The following is a 20,379-nucleotide window of genomic DNA, read 5'->3' as shown; positions in this document are numbered from 1 at the left end:
TTATGGAACATCTTGGTGTAATGTTAACTATTCTAGGTGCTGCTTTGGCTGCTGGGTTTGCCGGCGCAGGGTCGGCTATAGGCGTCGGTATCGCAGGTGAGTCGGGAGCGGGAGTTATGACCGAGGATCCCGGTAAGTTTGGTCTGGTGCTGCTGCTTCAGGCCCTTCCTGGAACTCAGGGGATTTACGGACTTCTTATCGCTTTCTTCGCTATGTTGAAAGCTGGCCTTATCGGTGGAGAGCCTACGATGGCCATCACCTGGCTTAACGGTCTCGGTGTGCTTTTTGCCTGCCTTCCGATCGCTGTGGCTGGTTATTTCTCCGGCATAGCTCAGGGGAAGACCTCCGCTGCCTGTATCCAGATGATAGCCAAGCGCCCTGAAGAGACCGGAAAAGCCGTCATACTTCCCGCCATGGTGGAGACATACGCAGTTCTTGCCCTTCTGGTCAGCATCCTTTTGTTGAACGGGATTTCCTAGGCCTGTGGCCGAAGGGTTGGAGTGAGCGGCATGTCTCTTGCTGATATCAAGAAGAAAATCGAAGCTGACGCTGGTGCAGAGGCCCGTAAGATTCTGGATCGAGCCAAAGAGCAAGCTGCCCAAATAGCTGCCGAGGTCGATCTAGAGGTAGACAGGATCAAGACCTCCTACGAAGAGCGGTTTAAAGCCGAGGAGCCGGAGATTCTGAGACGCAGGGAGATCGTCGCAAATCTCGACGTCAAAAAGATCGACCTAGGTGCCCGGCAGCAGCTTATAGACGAGGTTTACAAAGGAGCCCTGGAGAAGCTCTCATCTCTCCCTGGGGACAGGTATCTTTCCTTCGTGGAGGCCATGTTGGATAGCTCCGCACTAGCAGGTTCGGAGGGATCTTTGACCGTAGGGCATAAAGAGAAACACATTACTGAGGATTGGCTCAAAAAGTATAACGAAAGCCATAAGACAAATATCTCTTTGTCCGACGTAAAAGCCCCTATCTCAGGTGGTTTTATCCTCAGCCACGATAACGTCAGCGAGAACGCTTCATTTGAGATGTTGGTTCGCTGGCTAAGGGACGATCTTGAGGCAGACGTTGTAAAACGGCTGTTCTCTGAGTAGTTGGGCGGTGAGTAAATGGCCCCGGCGGAACGATATGGATATTCGGTCGCGCGTCTGAGGGCGATGGAAAATCGGCTCCTTGACGATGCCCTCTTCCAGAGATTAATAGAGAGCGATGGTCTTGACTCTGCCATAAAAGTCCTTGGGGAGACGGTTTACGCCCCTTGGCTTATGGAGATGAAGTCAAACGAGGATTTTGACTCTGCTCTAGGGTCGGAACTAAACCACGTTTACAGCGAGGTTAGCCGATTTGCCCCTGATGAGGGGTTAGTGCAGATCTGTCGAATGCCTTACGATTTTCACAACGTTAAGGTTTTGATTAAAAGCTCTGTCCTCTCAAAACAGGGAGGAGAGCGTCGCTTTGATCTGCTTACGCCTCTTGGAAACATAGAGACCGATTCGTTGGTTATGGCGGTGGAGAGCGAGGAATATCGCCTTCTGCCCTATGGTCTTAGCAGGGTTATACCTCAGGCCCTGTCTCTGTGGGAACAGAACCGTGATATGGTTGAGGTGGAGTGTCTTTTGGACTCTACCTTGTTCGAGGCTATGTGGAAGATGGTAAAGGCCCTTTCTATGCCCGACGTCGAGATGTGGTTTAAAAGAAAACTTGACGCCGAGAACATAAGGACCTTGATCCGTCTCCACAGAATAGGGGCGGACTCCTCCTACTCCTCCAAGTTTCTCCATCCAGGAGGATGGATCTCCGCCGATAGGATGATATCGGTCCTATCGGAGCCAATTGAGAGTTGGGGACGACTTTTATCCTTTTCCGATGCTGGCTCCGTTTTCGGTATAGTTCAGGATAGTGCCGATCTCGATTCGATTCTTATGGTATTTGACACTATCTTGGACGATTATGTTACTAAAACCCTGGATGGAGCCAAGTATGGAGCCTCCGATCCTCGTAACTTTTTGAGGTATCTGTGGATGAAGGAGATGGAGGTCAAAAATCTCAGGGTTATCCTTGTTTCCCTGACGAATGGATCGGAAAAAGAAAGGGTAAGGAGGTTGATTCGTAATGTCGGATAGTTCATCCCGTCCTATGGCAGCTGTAGGACATTACGATACGGTACTTCCCTTTCAGGCGGTAGGAGTAAGACCGTTCCCTGTGACCGGTGATCTCCTAGAGGCGAAATCTATTCTGGAGAGATTGGCCAGAGAGGGTTATGCCGTGGTCTTTGTGGAAGAGGCTCTTTTTCTGGAACATCAGGAGCTTATATCGGAGCTCAACCAAGAGCACTCTGCCAGCATTATACCTATACCAGGCATAAAGGGATCCCTCAACGTCGGACTCTCTGCGATTCGCAAAAACGTGGAGCGCGCCGTAGGTATGGATATTTTTGCTGAAAAATAGTTAAGTCTGGAGGCGATTCATAGTGGCCACGGATAAGGTCATAAAGGGAAGTATAGAAAGAATATCCGGTCCTCTGGTCGTCGCAAAGGGAATGATCGGTGCGAGTATGTACGACGTGGTTAGGATCGGTGAAATTGGACTTGTCGGTGAGATCATTGAGCTCAAAGGCGAGTTTGCGTCGATTCAGGCCTACGAGGAAACCTCCGGGCTGATGCCTGGAGAGCCTGTCGTAAGCACCGGGGAACCCCTTAGCGTCGAGCTAGGACCTGGTCTGATTGAGCAGTTTTACGATGGAGTTCAGAGGCCGCTTAAGAGTATAGAGGACGTCGCTAATAGCCCTTATATAGCTAAAGGTATCGACGTTCCTGCTCTCGACTACGATAAAAAGTGGGATTTTGAGCCTAAAGCCAAAGAAGGGGATCAGGTATCGACCGGCGACGTCCTAGGTTTAGTTCAGGAGACCGTGTTGGTCGAACATAAGATAATGGTCCCCCCCGGTGTCGCCGGAGTAGTAAAAAAAATAACCAAAGGAAGTTTCACTGTCAACGATGTCGTAGCGGTGATAACCGACGATAAAGGGAATTCTGTAGACGTTAAAATGGCCCAGAAGTGGCCTGTCAGAAAGCCTCGTCCTGTGGCTAAACGGCTTCCTCCTGTTACCCCTCTTATCACAGGACAGAGGGTAGTTGATACTTTTTTCCCGATCGCAAAAGGAGGGACCGCCTGTGTCCCCGGTCCTTTCGGTTCGGGAAAGACGGTTATACAGCACCAGTTAGCCAAGTGGGCGGAGGCTCAGATAGTCGTCTACATAGGTTGCGGCGAGAGAGGCAACGAGATGACCGACGTCCTCCTGGAGTTCCCCCATCTTGAGGATCCCCGTTCCGGCGAGCCTCTGATGAAGAGGACCGTTCTGCTGGCCAATACATCCAACATGCCTGTGGCCGCTCGAGAGGCCAGTATTTACACCGGTATCACCATGGCGGAATACTACCGGGATATGGGCTACTCTGTAGCCCTTATGGCCGATTCGACCAGCCGTTGGGCGGAGGCTCTCAGAGAGATGTCCGGTCGCCTTGAGGAAATGCCCGGTGAAGAGGGCTATCCCGCCTATCTCGGTACCAGATTGGCCTCTTTCTACGAAAGAGCCGGTCGTGCTATCTGCCACGGTAAGGAAGAGCTTGAGGGCTCCGTATCGGTTATAGGAGCGGTATCTCCTCCAGGAGGAGACCTTTCCGAGCCTGTTACCCAGAACACCCTTAGGGTTACCAAGGTTTTCTGGGGATTGGACGCTCAGCTGGCTTATCAGCGGCACTTCCCCGCCATCAACTGGCTTCAGAGCTATTCTCTTTACGCAAACAAACTGGATGAATATTGGGATAGCCAGTTTGACGATGAGTGGACCCATACAAGAGTCGAGGGTATGAGCCTGCTTGAGGAGGAGGATAAGCTTAGAGAGGTAGTGAGGTTGGTAGGGGTAGACGCCCTTTCCAAAAACGAGAGAATGATTTTGGAGACGGCCAAGTCCCTCAGAGAGGACTTCCTGCACCAAAACGCTTTCCACGAGACCGATACCTATACCTCTATGCAGAAGCAGTTCAAGATGCTGTCGACTATACTTATGTTCCATCACTACGGCATGGAGGCTCTCAAGAACGGTGCTCCCATAAACGAGCTCTTCAACCTTCCTGTTCGGGAAAAAATTGCCAGAATGGGGCTTGTCGCCGAGGAATCTCTCACCCAGATTGACGATCTGGAGAGGGAGATGAAGGAAGAGATCGCCAGACTTGTCCCTACAGGAGGCGAATCGAATGTTGCCTAGAGAGTATAAAACTATAACCAGTCTTCAGGGACCTCTGCTTATGGTGGAGAAGGTCCAGGACGTAAAGTACGACGAGCTAGTGGAAATAGAGCTGGCTAACGGCGAGACCAGACGAGGAAGGGTTCTCGAGATAGACTCTAAAAGCGCCCTTGTCCAGGTTTTCGAGGGTACCGATGGAATCGATATCGAAAGCACTAAAGTCAGGTTTGTCGGAAAGGTGCTGACCCTTCCCGTTAGTTCCGATATGCTAGGAAGGGTCTTTAACGGAAGAGGAGAACCTATAGACGGTGGAGCGCCGATAATAGCCGATAAAACCATCGACGTTAACGGTCTTCCTATCAACCCTTTCTCTAGAGATTACCCTGATGAGTTCATTCAGACGGGAATATCCACCATCGACGGCATGAACCCGATGGTCAGAGGGCAGAAGCTTCCTATCTTCTCCGGCGCAGGGCTTCCCCACAACCGTATGGCGGCTCAGCTAGCCCGTCAGGCGGACGTCATAAGCGGACACGAGGCTTTTGCCGTTGTTTTTGCCGCTATGGGTATCACCTTTGAGGAGGCTTCCTTCTTCATGGAGGACTTCCGTAAGACCGGTGCTCTGGAGCGTACGGTGATGTTCGTAAACCTCGCCGATGACCCTGCGATAGAGCGTATAACCACTCCTCGTCTGGCTTTGACCGCTGCGGAGTACCTGGCCTTTGAGAAGGATATGCACGTTCTGGTTATCCTCACCGACCTTACCAACTACTGTGAGGCTCTGAGAGAGATCTCCGCCGCCAGAAAAGAGGTTCCAGGTAGAAGAGGCTATCCAGGATACCTCTATACCGACCTTGCTACAATGTACGAGAGAGCCGGTAAGTTAAAGGGCCGGAGCGGCTCTATAACTCAGGTGCCTATTCTGACCATGCCTGAGGACGATAAAACCCACCCGATCCCTGACCTTACGGGCTACATCACCGAGGGACAGATTATCCTCAGCAGAAACCTTCACCGAAAAGGCATATATCCCCCTGTTGACGTTATGCCCTCCCTTTCAAGGCTTAAGGACAAGGGAATTGGAGACGGCAAGACCAGGGAGGATCATGCTGACCTGATGAACCAGCTCTTTGCCGCCTACGCCAGAGGTAAAGAGGCCAAGGAGCTTGCGGTCATTCTCGGAGAGGGTGCTTTGTCCGAGGACGATAAGGCTTTTGCCGCCTTTGCCGACAGGTTCGAGGACGAGTACGTCCGTCAGGGAGAGTACCAGAACAGGACTATCGAGGAGACACTCCAGCTGGGATGGGAGCTCTTAACTGAGATTCCGGTCAAAGAGCTGAAGCGAATCAAGGACAAGTACATAGAGAAGTATCTGAAGCCTCTGAAGGATAACCAGGAGAGCTCCGTAAAAGAGTCCGTCAAGGCTTAGTGAGGTGATGTCATGGCTCGCCTGAACGTCAACCCCAACCGGATGGAGTTGTCCAAGCTAAAGAAAAACCTCATAGTGGCAAAGAGGGGACATAAACTCCTGAAGGATAAACAGGATGCCCTTATCAAGGCCTTCCTGGAGAAGGCTCGAAAGGTTAAGGAACAGAGAGAGGCCATAGAGGAAGAGCTTCGTCGTTGTTACGAGAGCTTTATGCTGGCCAGGGCTCAGACACTGCCGGCCATGCTGGAACAGGCCCTTATGGTCCCTGGTGCAATATGTAGGGTTTCGGTGTCTCATCGAAACGTTATGAGCGTCGTCGTCCCTGAGTACGGTGTAAACCAGGAGGGTAAGTCGCTCAATTACGGATTTGCCACCACCCTTGGAAGTCTTGATGTCTCTTTGGAGCGATTCTCCACCATTATGCCAAAGCTGATAGAGCTTGCGGCGGAGGAGAAGGCTATAGCTCTCATGTCCACGGAGATAGAGAAGACCAGAAGAAGGGTCAACGCTCTAGAACACGTTCTCATTCCTGCTACTATCGAGACCATAAAGTACATCACTATGAAGCTGGAAGAGCAGGAACGTTCGGCTTTAAGTCGCATAATGAAGATCAAAGATATTGTTCGATCGCACTAAAAAAGCAGGACAAGGCAATTGCCTTGTCCTGCTTTTTAAAGTGGTTTCCTGTAGAGAAACGGTTTTGACGATTCAAAGCCGTAGGATTTATACTCGAAGATCTGCTCGGTAGACCCCACAAGAAGATAGCCACCTGGTTTCAAGGCATCGAAGAACTTTTGGTACAGGGCGGCCTTAGTCTCTGGCCTGAAATATATAACCACGTTTCGGCAAAGTATTAGATCGTATCCCGTGTCGAACCTGTCCTCTACCAGGTTAAGCCTTGAGAAAGAGACCCGTTTCTTCAGATCATCCTTTACCTGGTAGCTTTGCTCGTCTATCTTTGAAAAATATCGGCTCAACCAATCGGGTGGTACGTTTACAAGCTGTCTTTTATGATAGACGCCTTTTTGGGCTATCGCTATCGCTCCTGAGTCTATATCCCTGGCCTCTACCATAGGAGGGGAGGATAGGCCGCACTCGGAAGATAGCATCGCAAGGGAATAGGGCTCCTCCCCGGTGGCGGAACCTGCACTCCAAAGTCTTAGCTTTTTGTTTCCCCTTATCTTTATAAGGTCCGGTATGACGTGGTCTTTAAGGTCCCACCATCTAGGAGGATTTCTTAGGAATTCAGAGACGTTTATCGTGAGGTAATCCAAGAATTCTCTTAATTTGTCCTCATTTTCCTTTATAGTTTGATGATAGACATCGTAGCTAGTTATATTCCATCGGCTCATTAACATATGAGCTCTTCTGTGGATCTGGTTTTTGTAAGAATTGAGATCCAGTCCGGTAAGCACCTTCACCTGTGTTTTGAATTTAGTGTATTCGGGGGAATCGTAGTCTTTTTCGACGGCTGTCAATGGACCATCCCTGCCTTTCTATTTTTTAGATAGGTATACCAGACTTAGTTGCCAAGAGGTAACCCTATTATCTCTCCCTCTCTGGGTACACCATATCATACCATGTCCCAGTTTAGCTGAAAATATGCTATACTTCCTGAGAAGAGTCTTCTAGATAGTCGCTGCCGATTTTTCGGGAGAGGAAAGTCCGGGCTCCGAAGAGCAGGACGCTGGGTAACGCCCAGTTGGCGTGAGCCACAGGCCAGTGCCACAGAGATATACCGCCTCTTAGAGGTAAGGGTGAAAAGGTGGGGTAAGAGCCCACCGGACGGCAGGTGACTGTCGTGCCAGGTAAACCCCGTCTGGAGCAAGACCGAATAGGAAGGGATGACGCTGCTCGCCGACCTTCGGGTACGGTCGCTTGAGGTATATCGTGAGGTATACCCTAGATAAATGACTATCCACGACAAAACCCGGCTTACAGGAAGGCTCTTCATCTTTGTTCAGGATGTTGTATAAAAGCTCCTATGTGGGACTTAAGACCTTATATAGGTGGTCTTAGGTCCCTTTTTCCGTCTTGTCAAGGGCATAAGAGTTCCTCTGGCTCTTGACTGGTTTGGGCTTTCGTCCTAATGTAAGGTTGTACCGTGGGGAATTAGGCTTTATCTCTAATTTGATCTGGAGGCGTAGATTTGACGATAGAACATGTCCCGGTAATGATAGATCAGGTACTTGAACAGTTTGATTCAATAGATCGTTTTGAACTTCTGTTGGATGGAACTCTAGGGCTTGGTGGATATTCAGAGGCAATTCTCGATAGGTTTCAGGATGTCAGGGTCATCGGCGTCGATCAAGATCCTTACGCTATAGAGATAGCCTCTTCCAGGCTTGCGAGGTTTGGCGATAGATTTATCCCGGTGATGGATAATTTCTCTAACATATCCGGTATAGTCGGAGGTTTAGGGTTTGACCATGTCGACGGTATAGTCTTCGATTTGGGCATATCCAATATGCAGATTACCGTCCCTGAGAGAGGTTTTTCATTCAGAGAAAATGGCCCTCTGGATATGAGAATGGACGGAGGAAGGCAAGACGGTATATCCGCCGGCGAGATGATCAACCAACTCTCCGCTCCAGAGCTCTCGGATATCTTTAGGGTTTATGGTGAGGAGCGTCATTCTTGGATGATAGCCAAGGGCATAGTGAGATTTAGGGAGAAATTTGGCCCTATTCTCGATACCTTTTCCCTCGTGGAGGCCATAAGAAGCTCTCTCCCCGCCCCCGCAATGCGAAAGGCTAAGGGCCATCCTGCTAGAAAGGTCTTTCAGGCATTGAGAATCGTGGTTAACGGTGAGATGGAGGCCCTGAAAGAAGGTCTAGACGGAGCTATTGAGGTCATTTCCCCTGGAGGGGTAATTGTTGTGGTAGGGTATCACTCTCTGGAGGATCGTATAGTTAAGTGGAAATTTAGAGAATGGAAAGATGAGACTGAAGGTACTATAATGACCAGGAAAGCTTTGCTACCTTCGGAAGAGGAAGTGGAGAGAAATCCTAAATCAAGGAGCGCTAAACTTCGGGCTTTTATGGCCAATATACCTATGTAGGAAGGAGGTCTTTCGGTGTCATCTCGACGCTTTCAGGATCGAGAAATCTCTAAAGAGCATAACGTAAAGAGAAGCGGTCTACGTCGTCGTATGGGACCGATTATGGTCTTTTGTATCCTTTTAATCATGGTAATAACCTCTTCTTTGGTCCACTGTAGAATATACGCCTTGGCTCTTGACGCTGAACTGGACCGTCTGTCTTATGAAAAAAACAATTTAGAGAGATCTCTGTCGGATCTGAAAAAATCCACCCTTGCCCTTGGAGCGCCCTCGGCGGTTTACGGTTACGCCTTTGATAATCTGGGAATGACTCAGGGCTCGGTGGCCGGTACCATAAAGGTTAGATACAGCGATGGAGAGGTAGCCTCAGTTATTCCAGAGGGTAAAGTTGGAGAGTGGAGTGGTTCCCTTCCGCCACTAAAAGGTGGTCTCGATATAAAGTTGAACGTTGACGGTGCAAGATAGTTATGACAGGCAAAAAACACCTTCCGTGGTTTCTGATCTTCCTTATCCTCCTGCTCTTTATATTTAGAGCCTGTTCTTTGCAGCTATACCCAGATCTCAGGGTCTTAGATAGACTTGGTCTCCAATCCACCTCTGTTGTTCAAAGTTCCCCTATGAGAGGGCCTATCCTCGATAAAAAAGGAGAGCCCCTGGCTGTATCTGTCCCTGTAACCAGCCTTTACGTCGATCCCAAAGAATGGGATAAAGGGGATATCGATAAAATAGCCAAGTATCTACCCAAGGACAGACTTGAGTCGTTAAAAAAACTTCAAGGTGGGCGTTTCTTTTGGCTTTTAAGACAGTTAGACAGTCCAAAGGCCAAGGAGATACTGGATTTAGGACTTGAAGGCGTCCATGGCTTGACTGAAAGCAAGAGAATTTATCCAAGTGGATCTCTGTTATCCCATGTCCTTGGCTTTTGTGATATCGATGGAGTTGGATTGGCCGGTTTGGAGATGGTTTGGAACGATGCTCTTTTCGTCCCGTCGGAGAGAAGGGTTGCCCCTAGGATAAAACAATCCCCCCAATCGATCGCCGATGGAGGGATTGTTCGTTTGACCATAGATCGTAGAATTCAATTTATAGTTGAAAAGCATCTTTCCAAGGTGGCCAAGGAGGAAAAGGCAAACTGGGCTGCCGCTATATGCGTTGAGTCTTTCTCCGGCAATATAGCTGCCATGGCTAGCTGGCCTACTTTTGACGGTAACGCTAGAGAATCTATGACTAAGGAAGAGAATATGGTCAATAATTGCGTGAGCAGAGTTTACGAACCGGGCTCTACGTTTAAGCCTATAGTTATCGCTATGGGCTTGCAGTCGGGGCTGATCTCCAGAAACTCCAGGTTTATGGACCGAGGAAGGCTAAAGGTCGCAGATGGGTGGATTTCGAACTCTCACGGCGTTGGAAAGGGAGATATCGATCTATCTCAGGTTTTAATCTATTCCTCGAACGTTGCGATGGCCCTAATAGGCATGAAATGGAATCCTTACGAAGCCCATAAGGATCTTGAGACGTGGGGTTTTGGTTCTAAGTCAGGAATAGAGCTGAACGGAGAGGAAACCGGCCTTTTGCTCCCCCCTGAGAGATGGTACGGTGTGATCCCAGCCAACGTGGCGATAGGTCAGGGAATAGCGGTTACCCCTCTTCAACTTACGATGGCTTTTAACAGCGTAGTCGCCGGTGGCGCTTTGCTCAGGCCCCACCTTGTGGAAGAGGTTACCGATCACCGCGGAAACCCTATTTATCGATCTCAGAGAGAGGTCGTAAGGGAATTGATATCCCCTTTCTACGTGAATTGGTTTAGAAAGACCATGAGAGAGGTTGTCACCGACGGAACGGGAAAAAGAGCGGAGGTCGGTGCCGTAAAGGTAGGAGGTAAGACCGGTACCGCTCAGGTCGCCGTAAAAGGGAAATACGTCAAAGAGCGAATGGTGGGCTCTTTTATAGGCTTCTGGCCTTACGATGCCCCTAAATACACGATGCTTGTGGTGATAGGAGAGCCTGGCGGCGGTCGATATTACGGCGGTGAACTGGCAGCTCCTCTGTTTAGATCGATAGTAGAGGATATCGAGCGACTTCAATCTGGAGAGTGACCTTATGAATAAAAAGAGCCTAAAGACTGTAGCTGAAGGTCTAAAGATAAAAGGTTTTCTGAAGGATATCGTCGGAGACGAGCAAACGATTATCGAAGGGGTCGCTTTTGACTCCCGTAATCTCAAAAAAGGAGATCTTTTTTGCTGTGTCGTAGGGGATAATACGGATGGCCACCTTTTTGCCGAGGACGCAATTAGATCCGGTGCTGTGGCCCTCATGTGCAGTCGTATTCCGACTTCGGTGAGCGTCCCTGTCTTGCTGGTCGAGGATGTCAGAAGAGCTATGGGATTGGTCTCCTCTTTACTGGAAGGGGATCCTTGTCGCTCGATGACCCTTGTCTCTGTTACCGGAACGAACGGGAAAAGCACCACGACCTATATGATAAGATCTATCATGTCTCAGCGTCTAAAGGTGGGGCTTCTCGGTACGATAGAGTATCACGATGGAGATCGATCCTTTAAAGCCGATAGAACCACCCCAGAAGGGCCCGACATTCAGGCCTTGCTGGGCCGTATGGTCGTCTCCGGTTGCGACGGATGTGTTATGGAGGCATCTTCCCACGGTATTTCCCAAGGAAGACTGGAGGGTCTCTCCTTTGACGTAGCGGTATTCACTAACTTGACTCAGGAACATCTGGATTATCACGGAGATATGGAGAGTTATTTTAAGGCTAAAACCGATCTCTTCGATTCCTACATGAAGGACGATAGCTCAAAAATATTCAACTTAGATGATCGCTACGGCAGAGCTCTACACTCCAGATTTCCCGATGGAATATCATACGGTATCGCATCCGACGCAGATGTAAGGGCGGATAACCTTTCTTTAGGGGTCGATGGGATAGGCTTTGACCTGACAATCGAAGGCTCTACCTCTCCTGTCAGGATTCCCATTATAGGCAGATACAACGTCAGCAATGCCTTAGCTGCCGCTGCGGCGTGCTGGTCTATTGGCTTTTCCCGCGAAGAGATCGTCACAGGTCTGGAGATGTTACCAGCCGTTCCTGGGAGAATGGAACGGTTTGTCTTCGATAACGGCCTGTGTGCGGTAGTTGACTACGCCCATTCTCCCGATGCTCTTGAGAACCTTTTGAGGTCCTTGAGGGAACTCTGCAAGGGAAAACTTATAAGCGTCTTTGGACTAGGCGGTGAGAGATTCCGAGACAACCGGTGGACCATGGGGGAAATCGCCGCAAAAATGGCGGACCATCTTGTGCTGACTATGGATAATCCTAGAGGAGAGGATCCTGAGGATATAGTAGAGGACATTCTTACTGGCGTTAGAAAAATTCCTGACGCTAGTTTTGAAATCGTTATAGAAAGGGAAAAAGCGGTTCAAATCGCTCTTGATCTAGGAGGGGCAGGGGATATAGTGGCCATATCCGGGAAGGGACCGGAGAGCTATATACTCATAAAAGGTCGTAAAATACCCTATTCCGACTCCCAGGCCGTCGTGTCTTGGGCGGGGAGTAGAAAGAGAGATTGGCGATGAATCACGATTTTATCGGGGGAGCTAAGTTAGCTGAGTGGTCCGGCGGAAAGCTTGTAGGCAGTGACTGGGAGTTTAATGGATTCTTCCAGGTCGACAGCAGAAAAATCCAGCCTGGGGATATTTTCGTCGCTCTCGCCGGCAAGGTCTCCGACGGTCATTCCCATATTTCGGAGGCTTTTGACCGGGGAGCTGTAGGGGCTTTTGTCGATAGTCGTTGGTTTTCCGAGAGGGAATATAATAAGTCCCGTAATTATATATTGTTTGAGGATGTAGAACAGGGATTGATCTCTCTAGCGCAGAAGAGGTTATCTCAGGTTAGGTGGGCTTTAGGGATAACCGGAAGCGTCGGAAAAACCACGGTGAGAGAGATGGTCTATAAGGCCCTCTCCTCCGACTCTAGGGTATATCGAGCTAGAAATAGCCACAATACCCTGATAGGCTGTGCCTTAACCCTCTCGGAAATGCCTATAGATACGGAGGGGGTTATCCTTGAGATGGGCACCAATCATCCAGGAGAAATAGCTCAGATGGTCGATTTTTTTCCTATCCATATGGCGCTGATCACCAAAGTTGCCCCTGCCCATCTAGAGGGGCTCGGAGGACTCGAAGGGGTAATAGAGGCAAAGATGGAGATCCTGAGGTCAAGGGCACTTAAAAAAGCTATTATAGGTGCGGAGAATCTCTCTCTGATCGATAAAGCAGGTGACCTCTCTAGAGATAAACACTGGGACATGGTTTCTGTTGGCGAAGGGGCCTTTGATTACGAAATAATAAATAAAGGTTTTTCTTGGAACCCTGTCCCTAGCGTTTTTTGTGATTTAAAGTTTTCAGGGGGTCAGATTCAGTTAAAAGCTGACGTTTTTGGGGAGCATAATTCCCTTTTGCTCGCTTTAGCTTTTGGGGTTGCCGCTGAGCTGGGGGAAGATCCTCAGGTAATAGCGGAGCGACTTTCCTCCTTTAAGGCCTTCGATAGCAGAGGGAGGATCAGCGAAGATAACGGTGTTATCCTGATAGACGAGTCCTATAACGCTAACCCCGAATCGATGATGGCCTTGCTTTCAGCGGTGGAGTCGTCTCCTGTTCCGATTGACCGGCGGTTTATCCTCCTCGGGGAGATGGGAGAGCTAGGCGACAGTTCGGAGGAATACCATAAAAAAATTTTAAACAGGGCCGCTCTCCTCGGAAATATATTGCTTTTTGGATCTAATTGGAGTTCTTTCGCCCATGATTATCCGGTTTGGAGCGATTTGAAGTTCCTTGGGGACTATCTGAAGGGGAGACTTTCTCCTGGAGATCTCCTCGTGGTTAAGGGGTCAAGGTCAAATGGGTTAGAACGTATTTGGGGTTTTTTGCGATGATAGATATATTGTCTTTGTTTTTACTGTTTTTCTGTCTTTCCTTTATGAGCCAATCCTGGTGGATCGATTGGCTTAGGTCTCGTCGGGTGCGGCAGGTTCAGAAGTCCTACGGTCCTCAAAGAATGCCGTCCAAAGGGAGGACGCCAGCCCTTGGCGGTGTAATCTTTATGGCTATGTCCCTCCCTGGAGTCCTTCTATGCTGGGTGTTAGGAAGCGAGGCTCTGACCTTCTATGTCGTCCTTTGGGCTCTCCCTTTTTTTTCTGGTTTAATCGGTCTACTGGACGATCTTTTGAAGTTACTTAGAGGATCGAGTGAAGGCCTAAGAAGCCTGGAAAAGCTGATATTCCAGGTTCTTGTCGCTTTGTTCTGGTCCCTCCTTGCCTTGAAGGCAGGATATCTGGACTTGTCTCCTCATTTTATTTTATCCCCCTTATGGACCGTAGTTATAACTTCTTTTATTATAGTGTCTATGCTCAACGCGGTGAACGTCACCGATGGATTAGACGGCCTTGCTGCTGGTACATCCTCATTGTCTCTCGTCGCTTTGGCTTTTCTCGTCTCAAGAGGCCTTGAGGTTATTCCAGTCGGTTTAGGCCTATCTGTTGCTTTTTTATGGCATAATGCCTATCCTGCTAGGGTTTTTATGGGAGATTGCGGTTCCCACTTTCTAGGTGGTTTACTGGTGGCAATCGCTGCCTGTGGAGGTGGGGTTCTTTATGTCGTTCCTGTAGGAGCGCTCTTTGGTCTGGAGATATTATCTGTGGCTATACAGATAATATCGATAAGGTGTTTCGGTAAAAAGTTTTTTTTGATGAGCCCTGTTCATCATCATTTCGAGCTTTTAGGCTGGAGCGAGGTACAGATCGTCCTCAGATTTTGGCTTATCCACCTGCTGGGTATCGTGTCTATGTTGTGGTTGGGGTCATTTCTGCCATCGATCTTCTAGGGGGATTCAAACGTGAAGGATCTGATTGGGAAAAGGGTAACTGTTCTAGGTGCTGGCTTGAGTGGTCAGGCCTTAGCCATGGCTATCTGCGATTTAGGAGCAGATGTCTTTATATCCGAAAGCCGTAGTGATCTATCAAAAGATGTGCTGGATAGCTTCGATGGCGCAGGAATTCGCTGGGAAGTCGGCGTAAACAGCGATAAGGCTTTGGATTGCGACCTTATGGTCTTGAGTTCTGGGGTGTCTCCAAATTCTAAAATTATTCAAAAAGCAATAAGTAGCTCTATTCCCGTTGAAGGTGAGGTCGATTTTGTCCTCCCCAGATTGAACGGTAAGGTAATAGCTATTACCGGAACAAACGGAAAAACGACGACTACCTCTCTTACAGCCCATATGCTTCTCGCTTCCGGTTACGATGGGGTAGCAGTAGGGAACATCGGAACCCCTTTAGGAACTGCGTTAAGAGAGCACCACGATTTTTTTGTGGTAGAACTGAGTAGCTTTCAGCTTTACTGGACTAAAAAGGCGTTTTTCGACCTATCTATGGTCACTAACCTGGCGCCTGATCATCTGGATTGGCATGATGGACTGGAAAAATACGTAGAGGCAAAATCAAAGGCATTGAAGAGACGGAGAGATGGAGCTTGGGGGATAGTCCAAAAAAGGGATCTTGAAAAGCTCCAGGTGACCGGTGACCTCTCTATACTGCCTCTGGCGGTCACGGAGCCATCGGATTTTCCTGGCATATACATGGGGTCCGACTGTGCTTGGATCGTCTTAGATGGGCTAAAGAAAAAGCTTTTTTCCTACGATCAAGTCCCTATGGTAGGCTTTCATAACATGGAAAACGCCGCTATGGCCTTAGGTGGCTGTGTGGCTTTAGGTTGCGTGGGAGAGGGATGGAGTAGCGCTCTGGCTGATTATAGGCCTCCGTCCCATAGATGTCAGCTTATTACCTCTATAAACGGGGTTACCTACATAGACGATTCTAAGGGAACTAACGTAGCCTCCACCTGTACCGCTTTAGAATCCATTAAGGGCAGTAAAGTCGTTATTTTAGGCGGGCGAGGCAAAGGTGAATCTTACGATTCTCTAGCCGTAGCTGTGAAGGATAACTGTAGAAGGGCCATCCTTATAGGGGAGGAAAAAGAACCTATAAGTAGGGCTCTCGACTTGGTCGGATTTTCTGACTGGATATTCGCCGCCGATATGGAGGAGGCGGTCTCAGCGGCTCAATTATCCTCTGTGCCTGACGATACGGTCCTATTGTCTCCTGCCTGTACCAGTTGGGATATGTACGGGAGCTACGTAGAGAGGGGCGATCACTTCTGTCGGCTCGTTTTGGAGATGCAGGAAAAAATTTTAAAGCGGTGAACAGAAAAGATCCGCTTATATGGATAATACCTTTGATGTTGTCCGCTCTTGGAATAGTCGTTATCCTCTCTCTTACGTCCGTCAGGCTTAGCGATGGATCTCTCTCCTTTTCCTTGGGCAAAAAACAAGCCCAGTGGATGTTTTTCGCATGGACGGTGATGATAGTTGGATCGGCCATACCTCTTTCTTTCTGGAGGAACAGAAGCGGCATCTTTTTAGGGATATCCTGGTTTCTCGTCTGGTTGCCTCTTATTCCCGGTCTGGGGGTAGGAGGTGGAGGATCGCTAAGGTGGCTGAAGATAGGCCCGATAACGATACAGCCACTGGAGTTGCTCGCGTTTTTTCTCGTGATCCATCTTTGCGGGGTTTACGGTAGAGGAGAGCTAAAGCCTTTTAGGGCTTTTATACTATCTCTGCTGTTGGTTGGGGTTCTATCTGTGCCTGTCCTTTTGCAGCCCGACCTAGGAGGAACCTTGTTGCTTTTCTTTTTGGCGATGGGAATGTACGTAGGTGCTTACGGGTTTCTACTGCCCCTGTCCGCGGCGGTTTTATTGTCCCCTCTTTTCGTTTTTTTTGCCCAGAGGGGCTATCGCCAAAGGCGAATTGTAGCGTGGATAGATCCATGGTCCGATCCTGCGGATGCAGGATATCAGGCAATTCAGGGGTTTGTTGCTTTTGCTAACGGAGGTCTTTGGGGGACCGGGCTGGGGAGGGCAATTCAAAGAAGTCGTTTTTTGCCCGCCGCTCATACTGACTTTATATTTGCCGCACTGTCGGAAACGTTGGGTATTTGGGGCAGTATAGGGGTTTTGTCGCTTTTCCTGTTGTGGTTCTTGAGGATATATATCCATTTCAGACGTTGTGATGATAGATGGATATGTCTTGTCCTCTGGGGGCTTTCTCTGTCCGTCGCCGTTCCACTAAGCATAAACGTGGCCGGTATAACTAACCTTATCCCTATGACCGGCATGCCCTTGCCCTTTGTCAGTTACGGCGGAAGTGCTCTGGTTGTGGCGTGGTTGAAGACGGGCTTGATTATAAGGGCGGTTAGAGAAATGGGGGACTCTCTTTGAGGTTATTGATGGTCGCTGGCGGGACTGGAGGACATATAACTCCGGCAATAGCTTTAGGGGAGTGGAGGAAAGGTCAAGGGGATAAGGTTCATTATCTATGTGGCAACAGGCCCCTTGAATTGGAGTTATACTCTTATCATGGTATAGATCCTCATGCCCTTGCCCTGGAGGGCTCTCCTTTAGGAACTAAAGATCCTCTTGTAGCTCTTAAGAGATGTTGGGCTATTGCACGATCTTTTTTCGATGTCGCGAGGCTATTTAAGATGGAGGCCCCTGAGGTAGTGATACTGTTCGGAGGTTATATATGCCTACCAGCCCTAATAGTAGGATTTGTAATGGGTAAAAAAATTGTCCTTCACGAACAGAACGCTGTGGCAGGAAAGATAACCCGTTTAGCACATATCCTAGGCGTCCCTATCGCTACCGGCTGGAGAAGGTGTAAAGCCGTCGATGGAACGTATACAGGGACTCCTGTTCGAAGGATTAGACCTATCACCAGAGATAAGGCTCTACAGGAACTTGGAATAGATTATAAGTCTCTGGAGGACAGAAAGATAATTTCCGTTATCGGAGGATCTTTAGGCGGTTTATCTGTGGTCAAGGCGATTTTACGTCGTCCATTTATGGTAGAATCCTCTGGGTATATTTACTTATATCCTACTAGGGACGTTGCTTTGTGCCCACCTGGGATGTTAGCTGTGCGGCAGAGTTGGGATATGTCCGCGATCTACGCTGCGTCCGATTTGGTGATATGTAGAGGAGGTGGAGCGACTTTAGCGGAGCTTTCTTGCTACGGCTTGCCAGCTATAGTTGTTCCGTGGATGAACTCTGCAGATGGTCACCAGAAAGCCAACGCTATATCTTTTGTCGCTGAATCTTCGTCAAAAGTAGGGGTATGGCTTGAAAGCGAAGGTTATCAACGTCTATTTTTTTTGATAAATAAACTATCGTCTCTCTCTCGGTCATCGAGCTCTGCTGACTGTGAGTCCGCTTCTAGATTATGGCGATTGATTCTTTCGCATATTTGAAGGGAGAGTCCAGCTTTGGAACTGACAGATATCAACTTGGATGGAGTACGTCATATACATTTAATGGGCATTGGCGGTGCTGGCATGAGCGGCCTAGCTCTTTTGTTAAAAGAGCTAGGCTTTGAGGTAAGTGGCTGTGATATGTCCTACGGTTTTTACGTCGATAAAGTGACTAACGCAGAAATAGACTTTAATATAGGTCATAGCCCTGATCATCTGGATAAGTTTAAGCCCGATCTAGTGGTCTATACCGGTGCTATACCGGAGAATAACGAAGAACTCTGTGCCGCTAGGTCTCTAGGAGTAAAGGTCGCCAAGAGAGCCCAGATGCTCAGTGCTATATTTGATGTAAGATATGGGATAGGTGTCGCTGGAACTCACGGCAAAACTACCACATCCTCGATGATAAGCATGGTTCTCGGAGGTGCAGGACTGGACCCTACGGTAGCTATCGGTGGAGAGCTCTGTGATATCGGCTGTAACGCAAAGCTTGGACAGGGCCCTCATATGGTAGCTGAATTGGACGAAAGCGACGGATCTTTTCTGCACTTTCATCCGACCATTTCGGTCATAACCAACGTAGACTGGGATCACGTCAACTATTATCCCGACTTTGACTCTGTTTTGGAGTCATTCTCCTCTTTTACCGGGAATCTTCGAGAGGGAGGTATTACCGTTCTCTGTGGCGAGGATCCCGGTGTGCGGAGGCTTCTCAGGGAATCTAGAAAAAAGTTTCCTAACCTGACCTACGGATGGGGTAAAAAGTGGGATTGGGGAGCTGCTGAGGTTGAGTATAACCACGGAGGTGGGGTATCCTTTAAAGTCTTAAAGCACGGTAGAAGTCTAGGTAGGATAACTCTAGCTGTATCCGGTGACCACAACGTTATGAACGCCCTGGCCGCCTGTGTCGTAGCCGATCTTCTTTCGATACCTTTTCAGGTTACCTGCGATAATCTTCGATATTTTTCCGGGGCGAAGAGGCGACTCCAGTTTAAAGGAGGAACCGAGGGCGTCGACGTTTACGATGATTACGGGCACCATCCTAGAGAGGTCGAGGCCACTATAAAGGCGGTAGGTCAGAGTTTCCCTGGGAGAAAGATCTTTATAGTATTTCAGCCCCATCGTTACACGAGAACTGCGGCTATGGCCGACGATTTTGCCAGAGTTCTGGCACAGGCGGACAAGGTGGTTTTACTGCCTATCTACGCTGCCGATGAGCCTCCTATCGATGGGGTTACGTCCGCACTGATAGGAGATCCTCTGATTAAATCAGGTCACACCTGTTTTTCTATGGTCGAACGGCGAGAGGACGCCCTTGACAGTATTCTGTCTTTAGTGGACGACGGAGACGTTGTCTTAACCGTTGGGGCCGGTGATGTCTCCGATATGGGCGATGTCCTCATAAAAGAGATCGCCCGTAAAGAAATACTCCCTAGGTCTGTTGCCTTAGGAGCATGATAATGTGGTGATCTCCTGTGGGAGATAGACGAAAAGGACTTTTACCTCTCCTCCTTTTGATATCCTTTTTATCCGCTTTCCCAATAAGGATGGAGAGATATTCTCATTTCTTTAGGCTGAAGAAGATAGAGATAAGATCCTGCCCCTCGGTGCGGGTAGAGAGAAAATTTCTATCCTCCATAGATAAACGAGCTTGGCGCTTTTGGCCCGTTTTAATCGGAGAGGGTGGGGACTCTGTTTATGATATGATATCAAACGTAGAGCCTCTCCATGTAAGACGCAAGCTAAAGTGGGGAAAAGTTGAGCTTGATATAAAGCCTCTCGAGATCGCTTTTATCTTTAAGTACAAAGGAGATGACTGGTATCTATCCAGAGACGGTACCGCTTGGCCAGCAAATCACCCCATAAACGAAGAGTTTTATGGGATCCCTTCGCTGGGATTTTCCGTGACTGTGGATGATTCTGTCTCTCTGTCTCTCTCTATAGATATACCGGTAAATCGTTTGGACTCCGATGTTCTAAAGTTGATAGAGTTTGTCGAGAGAGCCCCCTCTATTAGATGGCCTGGAAAGATAGAAGCCGTAAGGCTATACAGACAAGGAGGGGCTGACCTTGCCTCTCTGTATGTAAGAAAAGATGACGGTGGATTTTTTTCTGTTATAGTGGATAGGGAAAGAGATTTGTCCGGTGTGGCTGTAGCGGTGAGCGACCTTTTGGACTCTGGGGCCATCGGTAAAAGTGGAGCTGTTATAGATACATCTTACGAAGATAAGATTATCGCTAGAGATTCTTAGATCTATTATGCGGGAAGGGAGCG

The 20,379-nt window shown here is 48.7% G+C and carries 19 protein-coding genes, 1 other RNA gene and 1 pseudogene; 19 read left to right on the top strand and 2 right to left on the bottom strand.

Going from position 1 to position 20,379, the window contains the following annotated elements; genetic code table 11:
• Positions 1 to 2: 2 nt before the first annotated feature.
• From B9Y55_RS00885 to B9Y55_RS00855, 7 genes are read left to right on the top strand one after another with little or no spacing between them, the layout of a single operon-like run.
• Entirely contained in the window at positions 3 to 479 is a 477-nt protein-coding gene (locus B9Y55_RS00885) for a V-type ATP synthase subunit K (protein WP_085543466.1), read from the top strand.
• 30 nt (positions 480 to 509) lie between these two features.
• Positions 510 to 1,094 carry a V-type ATP synthase subunit E gene (locus B9Y55_RS00880; RefSeq protein WP_085543465.1) on the top strand — a complete coding sequence of 195 codons (585 nt, stop codon included), beginning with the start codon at positions 510 to 512 and terminating at the stop codon, positions 1,092 to 1,094.
• A 15-nt stretch (positions 1,095 to 1,109) separates the two neighbouring features.
• Positions 1,110 to 2,123 (top strand): V-type ATPase subunit, encoded by a 1,014-nt coding sequence (locus B9Y55_RS00875; RefSeq protein WP_085543464.1) that lies wholly within the window; start codon positions 1,110 to 1,112, stop codon positions 2,121 to 2,123.
• Entirely contained in the window at positions 2,113 to 2,448 is a 336-nt protein-coding gene (locus tag B9Y55_RS00870; RefSeq protein ID WP_085543463.1) for a V-type ATP synthase subunit F, read from the top strand. The genes B9Y55_RS00875 and B9Y55_RS00870 overlap by 11 nt, the downstream gene beginning before the upstream one ends.
• A gap of 22 nt (positions 2,449 to 2,470) precedes the next feature.
• On the top strand, positions 2,471 to 4,267 hold the full coding sequence (locus tag B9Y55_RS00865) for a V-type ATP synthase subunit A (RefSeq protein ID WP_085543462.1): 1,797 nt from the start codon (positions 2,471 to 2,473) through the stop codon (positions 4,265 to 4,267).
• Entirely contained in the window at positions 4,257 to 5,675 is a 1,419-nt protein-coding gene (locus B9Y55_RS00860; RefSeq protein ID WP_085543461.1) for a V-type ATP synthase subunit B, read from the top strand. The genes B9Y55_RS00865 and B9Y55_RS00860 overlap by 11 nt, the downstream gene beginning before the upstream one ends.
• A gap of 12 nt (positions 5,676 to 5,687) precedes the next feature.
• Positions 5,688 to 6,311, top strand: coding sequence for a V-type ATP synthase subunit D (locus B9Y55_RS00855; RefSeq protein ID WP_085543460.1), 624 nt, complete (start codon positions 5,688 to 5,690; stop codon positions 6,309 to 6,311).
• A 35-nt stretch (positions 6,312 to 6,346) separates the two neighbouring features.
• Here the strand turns inward: B9Y55_RS00855 and B9Y55_RS00850 are convergent, their stop codons facing one another.
• Positions 6,347 to 6,949: a CheR family methyltransferase gene (locus tag B9Y55_RS00850; protein ID WP_327078426.1), complete on the bottom strand. Its 603-nt coding sequence runs from the start codon at positions 6,947 to 6,949 to the stop codon at positions 6,347 to 6,349.
• Between the two features lie 33 nt (positions 6,950 to 6,982).
• A pseudogene (locus B9Y55_RS13660) lies at positions 6,983 to 7,153 on the bottom strand (CheR family methyltransferase); the annotation flags it as partial.
• Positions 7,154 to 7,295: 142 nt separating this feature from the next.
• Between B9Y55_RS13660 and rnpB the strand changes: the two are divergent.
• The 12 genes from rnpB to B9Y55_RS00790 all read left to right on the top strand — a co-directional run bounded on the left by rnpB (position 7,296) and on the right by B9Y55_RS00790 (position 20,356).
• Positions 7,296 to 7,629, top strand: an RNA gene (rnpB, locus tag B9Y55_RS00845) — RNase P RNA component class A.
• A 195-nt stretch (positions 7,630 to 7,824) separates the two neighbouring features.
• Positions 7,825 to 8,736 (top strand): 16S rRNA (cytosine(1402)-N(4))-methyltransferase RsmH, encoded by a 912-nt coding sequence (gene rsmH / locus B9Y55_RS00840; protein ID WP_085543458.1) that lies wholly within the window; start codon positions 7,825 to 7,827, stop codon positions 8,734 to 8,736.
• 15 nt (positions 8,737 to 8,751) lie between these two features.
• Positions 8,752 to 9,201, top strand: coding sequence for an FtsB/FtsL family cell division protein (locus B9Y55_RS00835; protein ID WP_085543457.1), 450 nt, complete (start codon positions 8,752 to 8,754; stop codon positions 9,199 to 9,201).
• Positions 9,202 to 9,203: 2 nt separating this feature from the next.
• A complete protein-coding gene (locus tag B9Y55_RS00830) occupies positions 9,204 to 10,832 on the top strand; it encodes a peptidoglycan D,D-transpeptidase FtsI family protein (RefSeq protein ID WP_085543456.1) in 1,629 nt (542 codons plus the stop codon).
• A 4-nt stretch (positions 10,833 to 10,836) separates the two neighbouring features.
• Positions 10,837 to 12,324 (top strand): UDP-N-acetylmuramoyl-L-alanyl-D-glutamate--2,6-diaminopimelate ligase, encoded by a 1,488-nt coding sequence (locus tag B9Y55_RS00825; protein WP_085543455.1) that lies wholly within the window; start codon positions 10,837 to 10,839, stop codon positions 12,322 to 12,324.
• A complete protein-coding gene (locus B9Y55_RS00820) occupies positions 12,321 to 13,682 on the top strand; it encodes a UDP-N-acetylmuramoyl-tripeptide--D-alanyl-D-alanine ligase (protein ID WP_085543454.1) in 1,362 nt (453 codons plus the stop codon). The genes B9Y55_RS00825 and B9Y55_RS00820 overlap by 4 nt, the downstream gene beginning before the upstream one ends.
• Complete coding sequence (locus B9Y55_RS00815; protein WP_085543453.1) at positions 13,679 to 14,629, top strand: MraY family glycosyltransferase; 951 nt, start codon at positions 13,679 to 13,681, stop codon at positions 14,627 to 14,629. Before B9Y55_RS00820 ends, B9Y55_RS00815 begins: the two co-directional genes overlap by 4 nt.
• Positions 14,630 to 14,641: 12 nt before the next feature.
• Positions 14,642 to 16,003 (top strand): UDP-N-acetylmuramoyl-L-alanine--D-glutamate ligase, encoded by a 1,362-nt coding sequence (murD, locus tag B9Y55_RS00810; RefSeq protein ID WP_085543452.1) that lies wholly within the window; start codon positions 14,642 to 14,644, stop codon positions 16,001 to 16,003.
• Positions 16,000 to 17,076 (top strand): FtsW/RodA/SpoVE family cell cycle protein, encoded by a 1,077-nt coding sequence (locus tag B9Y55_RS00805; RefSeq protein WP_085543451.1) that lies wholly within the window; start codon positions 16,000 to 16,002, stop codon positions 17,074 to 17,076. The genes murD and B9Y55_RS00805 overlap by 4 nt, the downstream gene beginning before the upstream one ends.
• A complete protein-coding gene (locus B9Y55_RS00800; RefSeq protein WP_085543450.1) occupies positions 17,073 to 18,104 on the top strand; it encodes a UDP-N-acetylglucosamine--N-acetylmuramyl-(pentapeptide) pyrophosphoryl-undecaprenol N-acetylglucosamine transferase in 1,032 nt (343 codons plus the stop codon). Before B9Y55_RS00805 ends, B9Y55_RS00800 begins: the two co-directional genes overlap by 4 nt.
• A gap of 63 nt (positions 18,105 to 18,167) precedes the next feature.
• Positions 18,168 to 19,562 (top strand): UDP-N-acetylmuramate--L-alanine ligase, encoded by a 1,395-nt coding sequence (gene murC / locus B9Y55_RS00795; protein WP_200806594.1) that lies wholly within the window; start codon positions 18,168 to 18,170, stop codon positions 19,560 to 19,562.
• A 56-nt stretch (positions 19,563 to 19,618) separates the two neighbouring features.
• On the top strand, positions 19,619 to 20,356 hold the full coding sequence (locus B9Y55_RS00790) for a hypothetical protein (protein WP_143340760.1): 738 nt from the start codon (positions 19,619 to 19,621) through the stop codon (positions 20,354 to 20,356).
• The last annotated feature ends 23 nt before the right edge of the window (positions 20,357 to 20,379 follow it).

The sequence above is a fragment of the Dethiosulfovibrio salsuginis genome (assembly GCF_900177735.1).
Classification (GTDB): Bacteria; Synergistota; Synergistia; order Synergistales; family Dethiosulfovibrionaceae; genus Dethiosulfovibrio; species Dethiosulfovibrio salsuginis.
The sequence above is the reverse complement of the archived record's forward strand: the minus strand, read 5'-3'. Positions and strand labels throughout refer to the sequence as shown.

What these genes read in the sequence shown, in the direction of transcription:
- B9Y55_RS00885 (WP_085543466.1), top strand. Translation starts at nt 3, where the DNA reads ATGGAACATCTTGGTGTAATGTTAACTATTCTAGGTGCTGCTTTGGCT.
- B9Y55_RS00880 (WP_085543465.1), top strand. Translation starts at nt 510, where the DNA reads ATGTCTCTTGCTGATATCAAGAAGAAAATCGAAGCTGACGCTGGTGCA.
- B9Y55_RS00875 (WP_085543464.1), top strand. Translation starts at nt 1,110, where the DNA reads ATGGCCCCGGCGGAACGATATGGATATTCGGTCGCGCGTCTGAGGGCG.
- B9Y55_RS00870 (WP_085543463.1), top strand. Translation starts at nt 2,113, where the DNA reads ATGTCGGATAGTTCATCCCGTCCTATGGCAGCTGTAGGACATTACGAT.
- B9Y55_RS00860 (WP_085543461.1), top strand. Translation starts at nt 4,257, where the DNA reads ATGTTGCCTAGAGAGTATAAAACTATAACCAGTCTTCAGGGACCTCTG.
- B9Y55_RS00855 (WP_085543460.1), top strand. Translation starts at nt 5,688, where the DNA reads ATGGCTCGCCTGAACGTCAACCCCAACCGGATGGAGTTGTCCAAGCTA.
- B9Y55_RS00830 (WP_085543456.1), top strand. Translation starts at nt 9,204, where the DNA reads ATGACAGGCAAAAAACACCTTCCGTGGTTTCTGATCTTCCTTATCCTC.
- B9Y55_RS00825 (WP_085543455.1), top strand. Translation starts at nt 10,837, where the DNA reads ATGAATAAAAAGAGCCTAAAGACTGTAGCTGAAGGTCTAAAGATAAAA.
- B9Y55_RS00820 (WP_085543454.1), top strand. Translation starts at nt 12,321, where the DNA reads ATGAATCACGATTTTATCGGGGGAGCTAAGTTAGCTGAGTGGTCCGGC.
- B9Y55_RS00815 (WP_085543453.1), top strand. Translation starts at nt 13,679, where the DNA reads ATGATAGATATATTGTCTTTGTTTTTACTGTTTTTCTGTCTTTCCTTT.
- murC (WP_200806594.1), top strand. Translation starts at nt 18,168, where the DNA reads ATGGGCATTGGCGGTGCTGGCATGAGCGGCCTAGCTCTTTTGTTAAAA.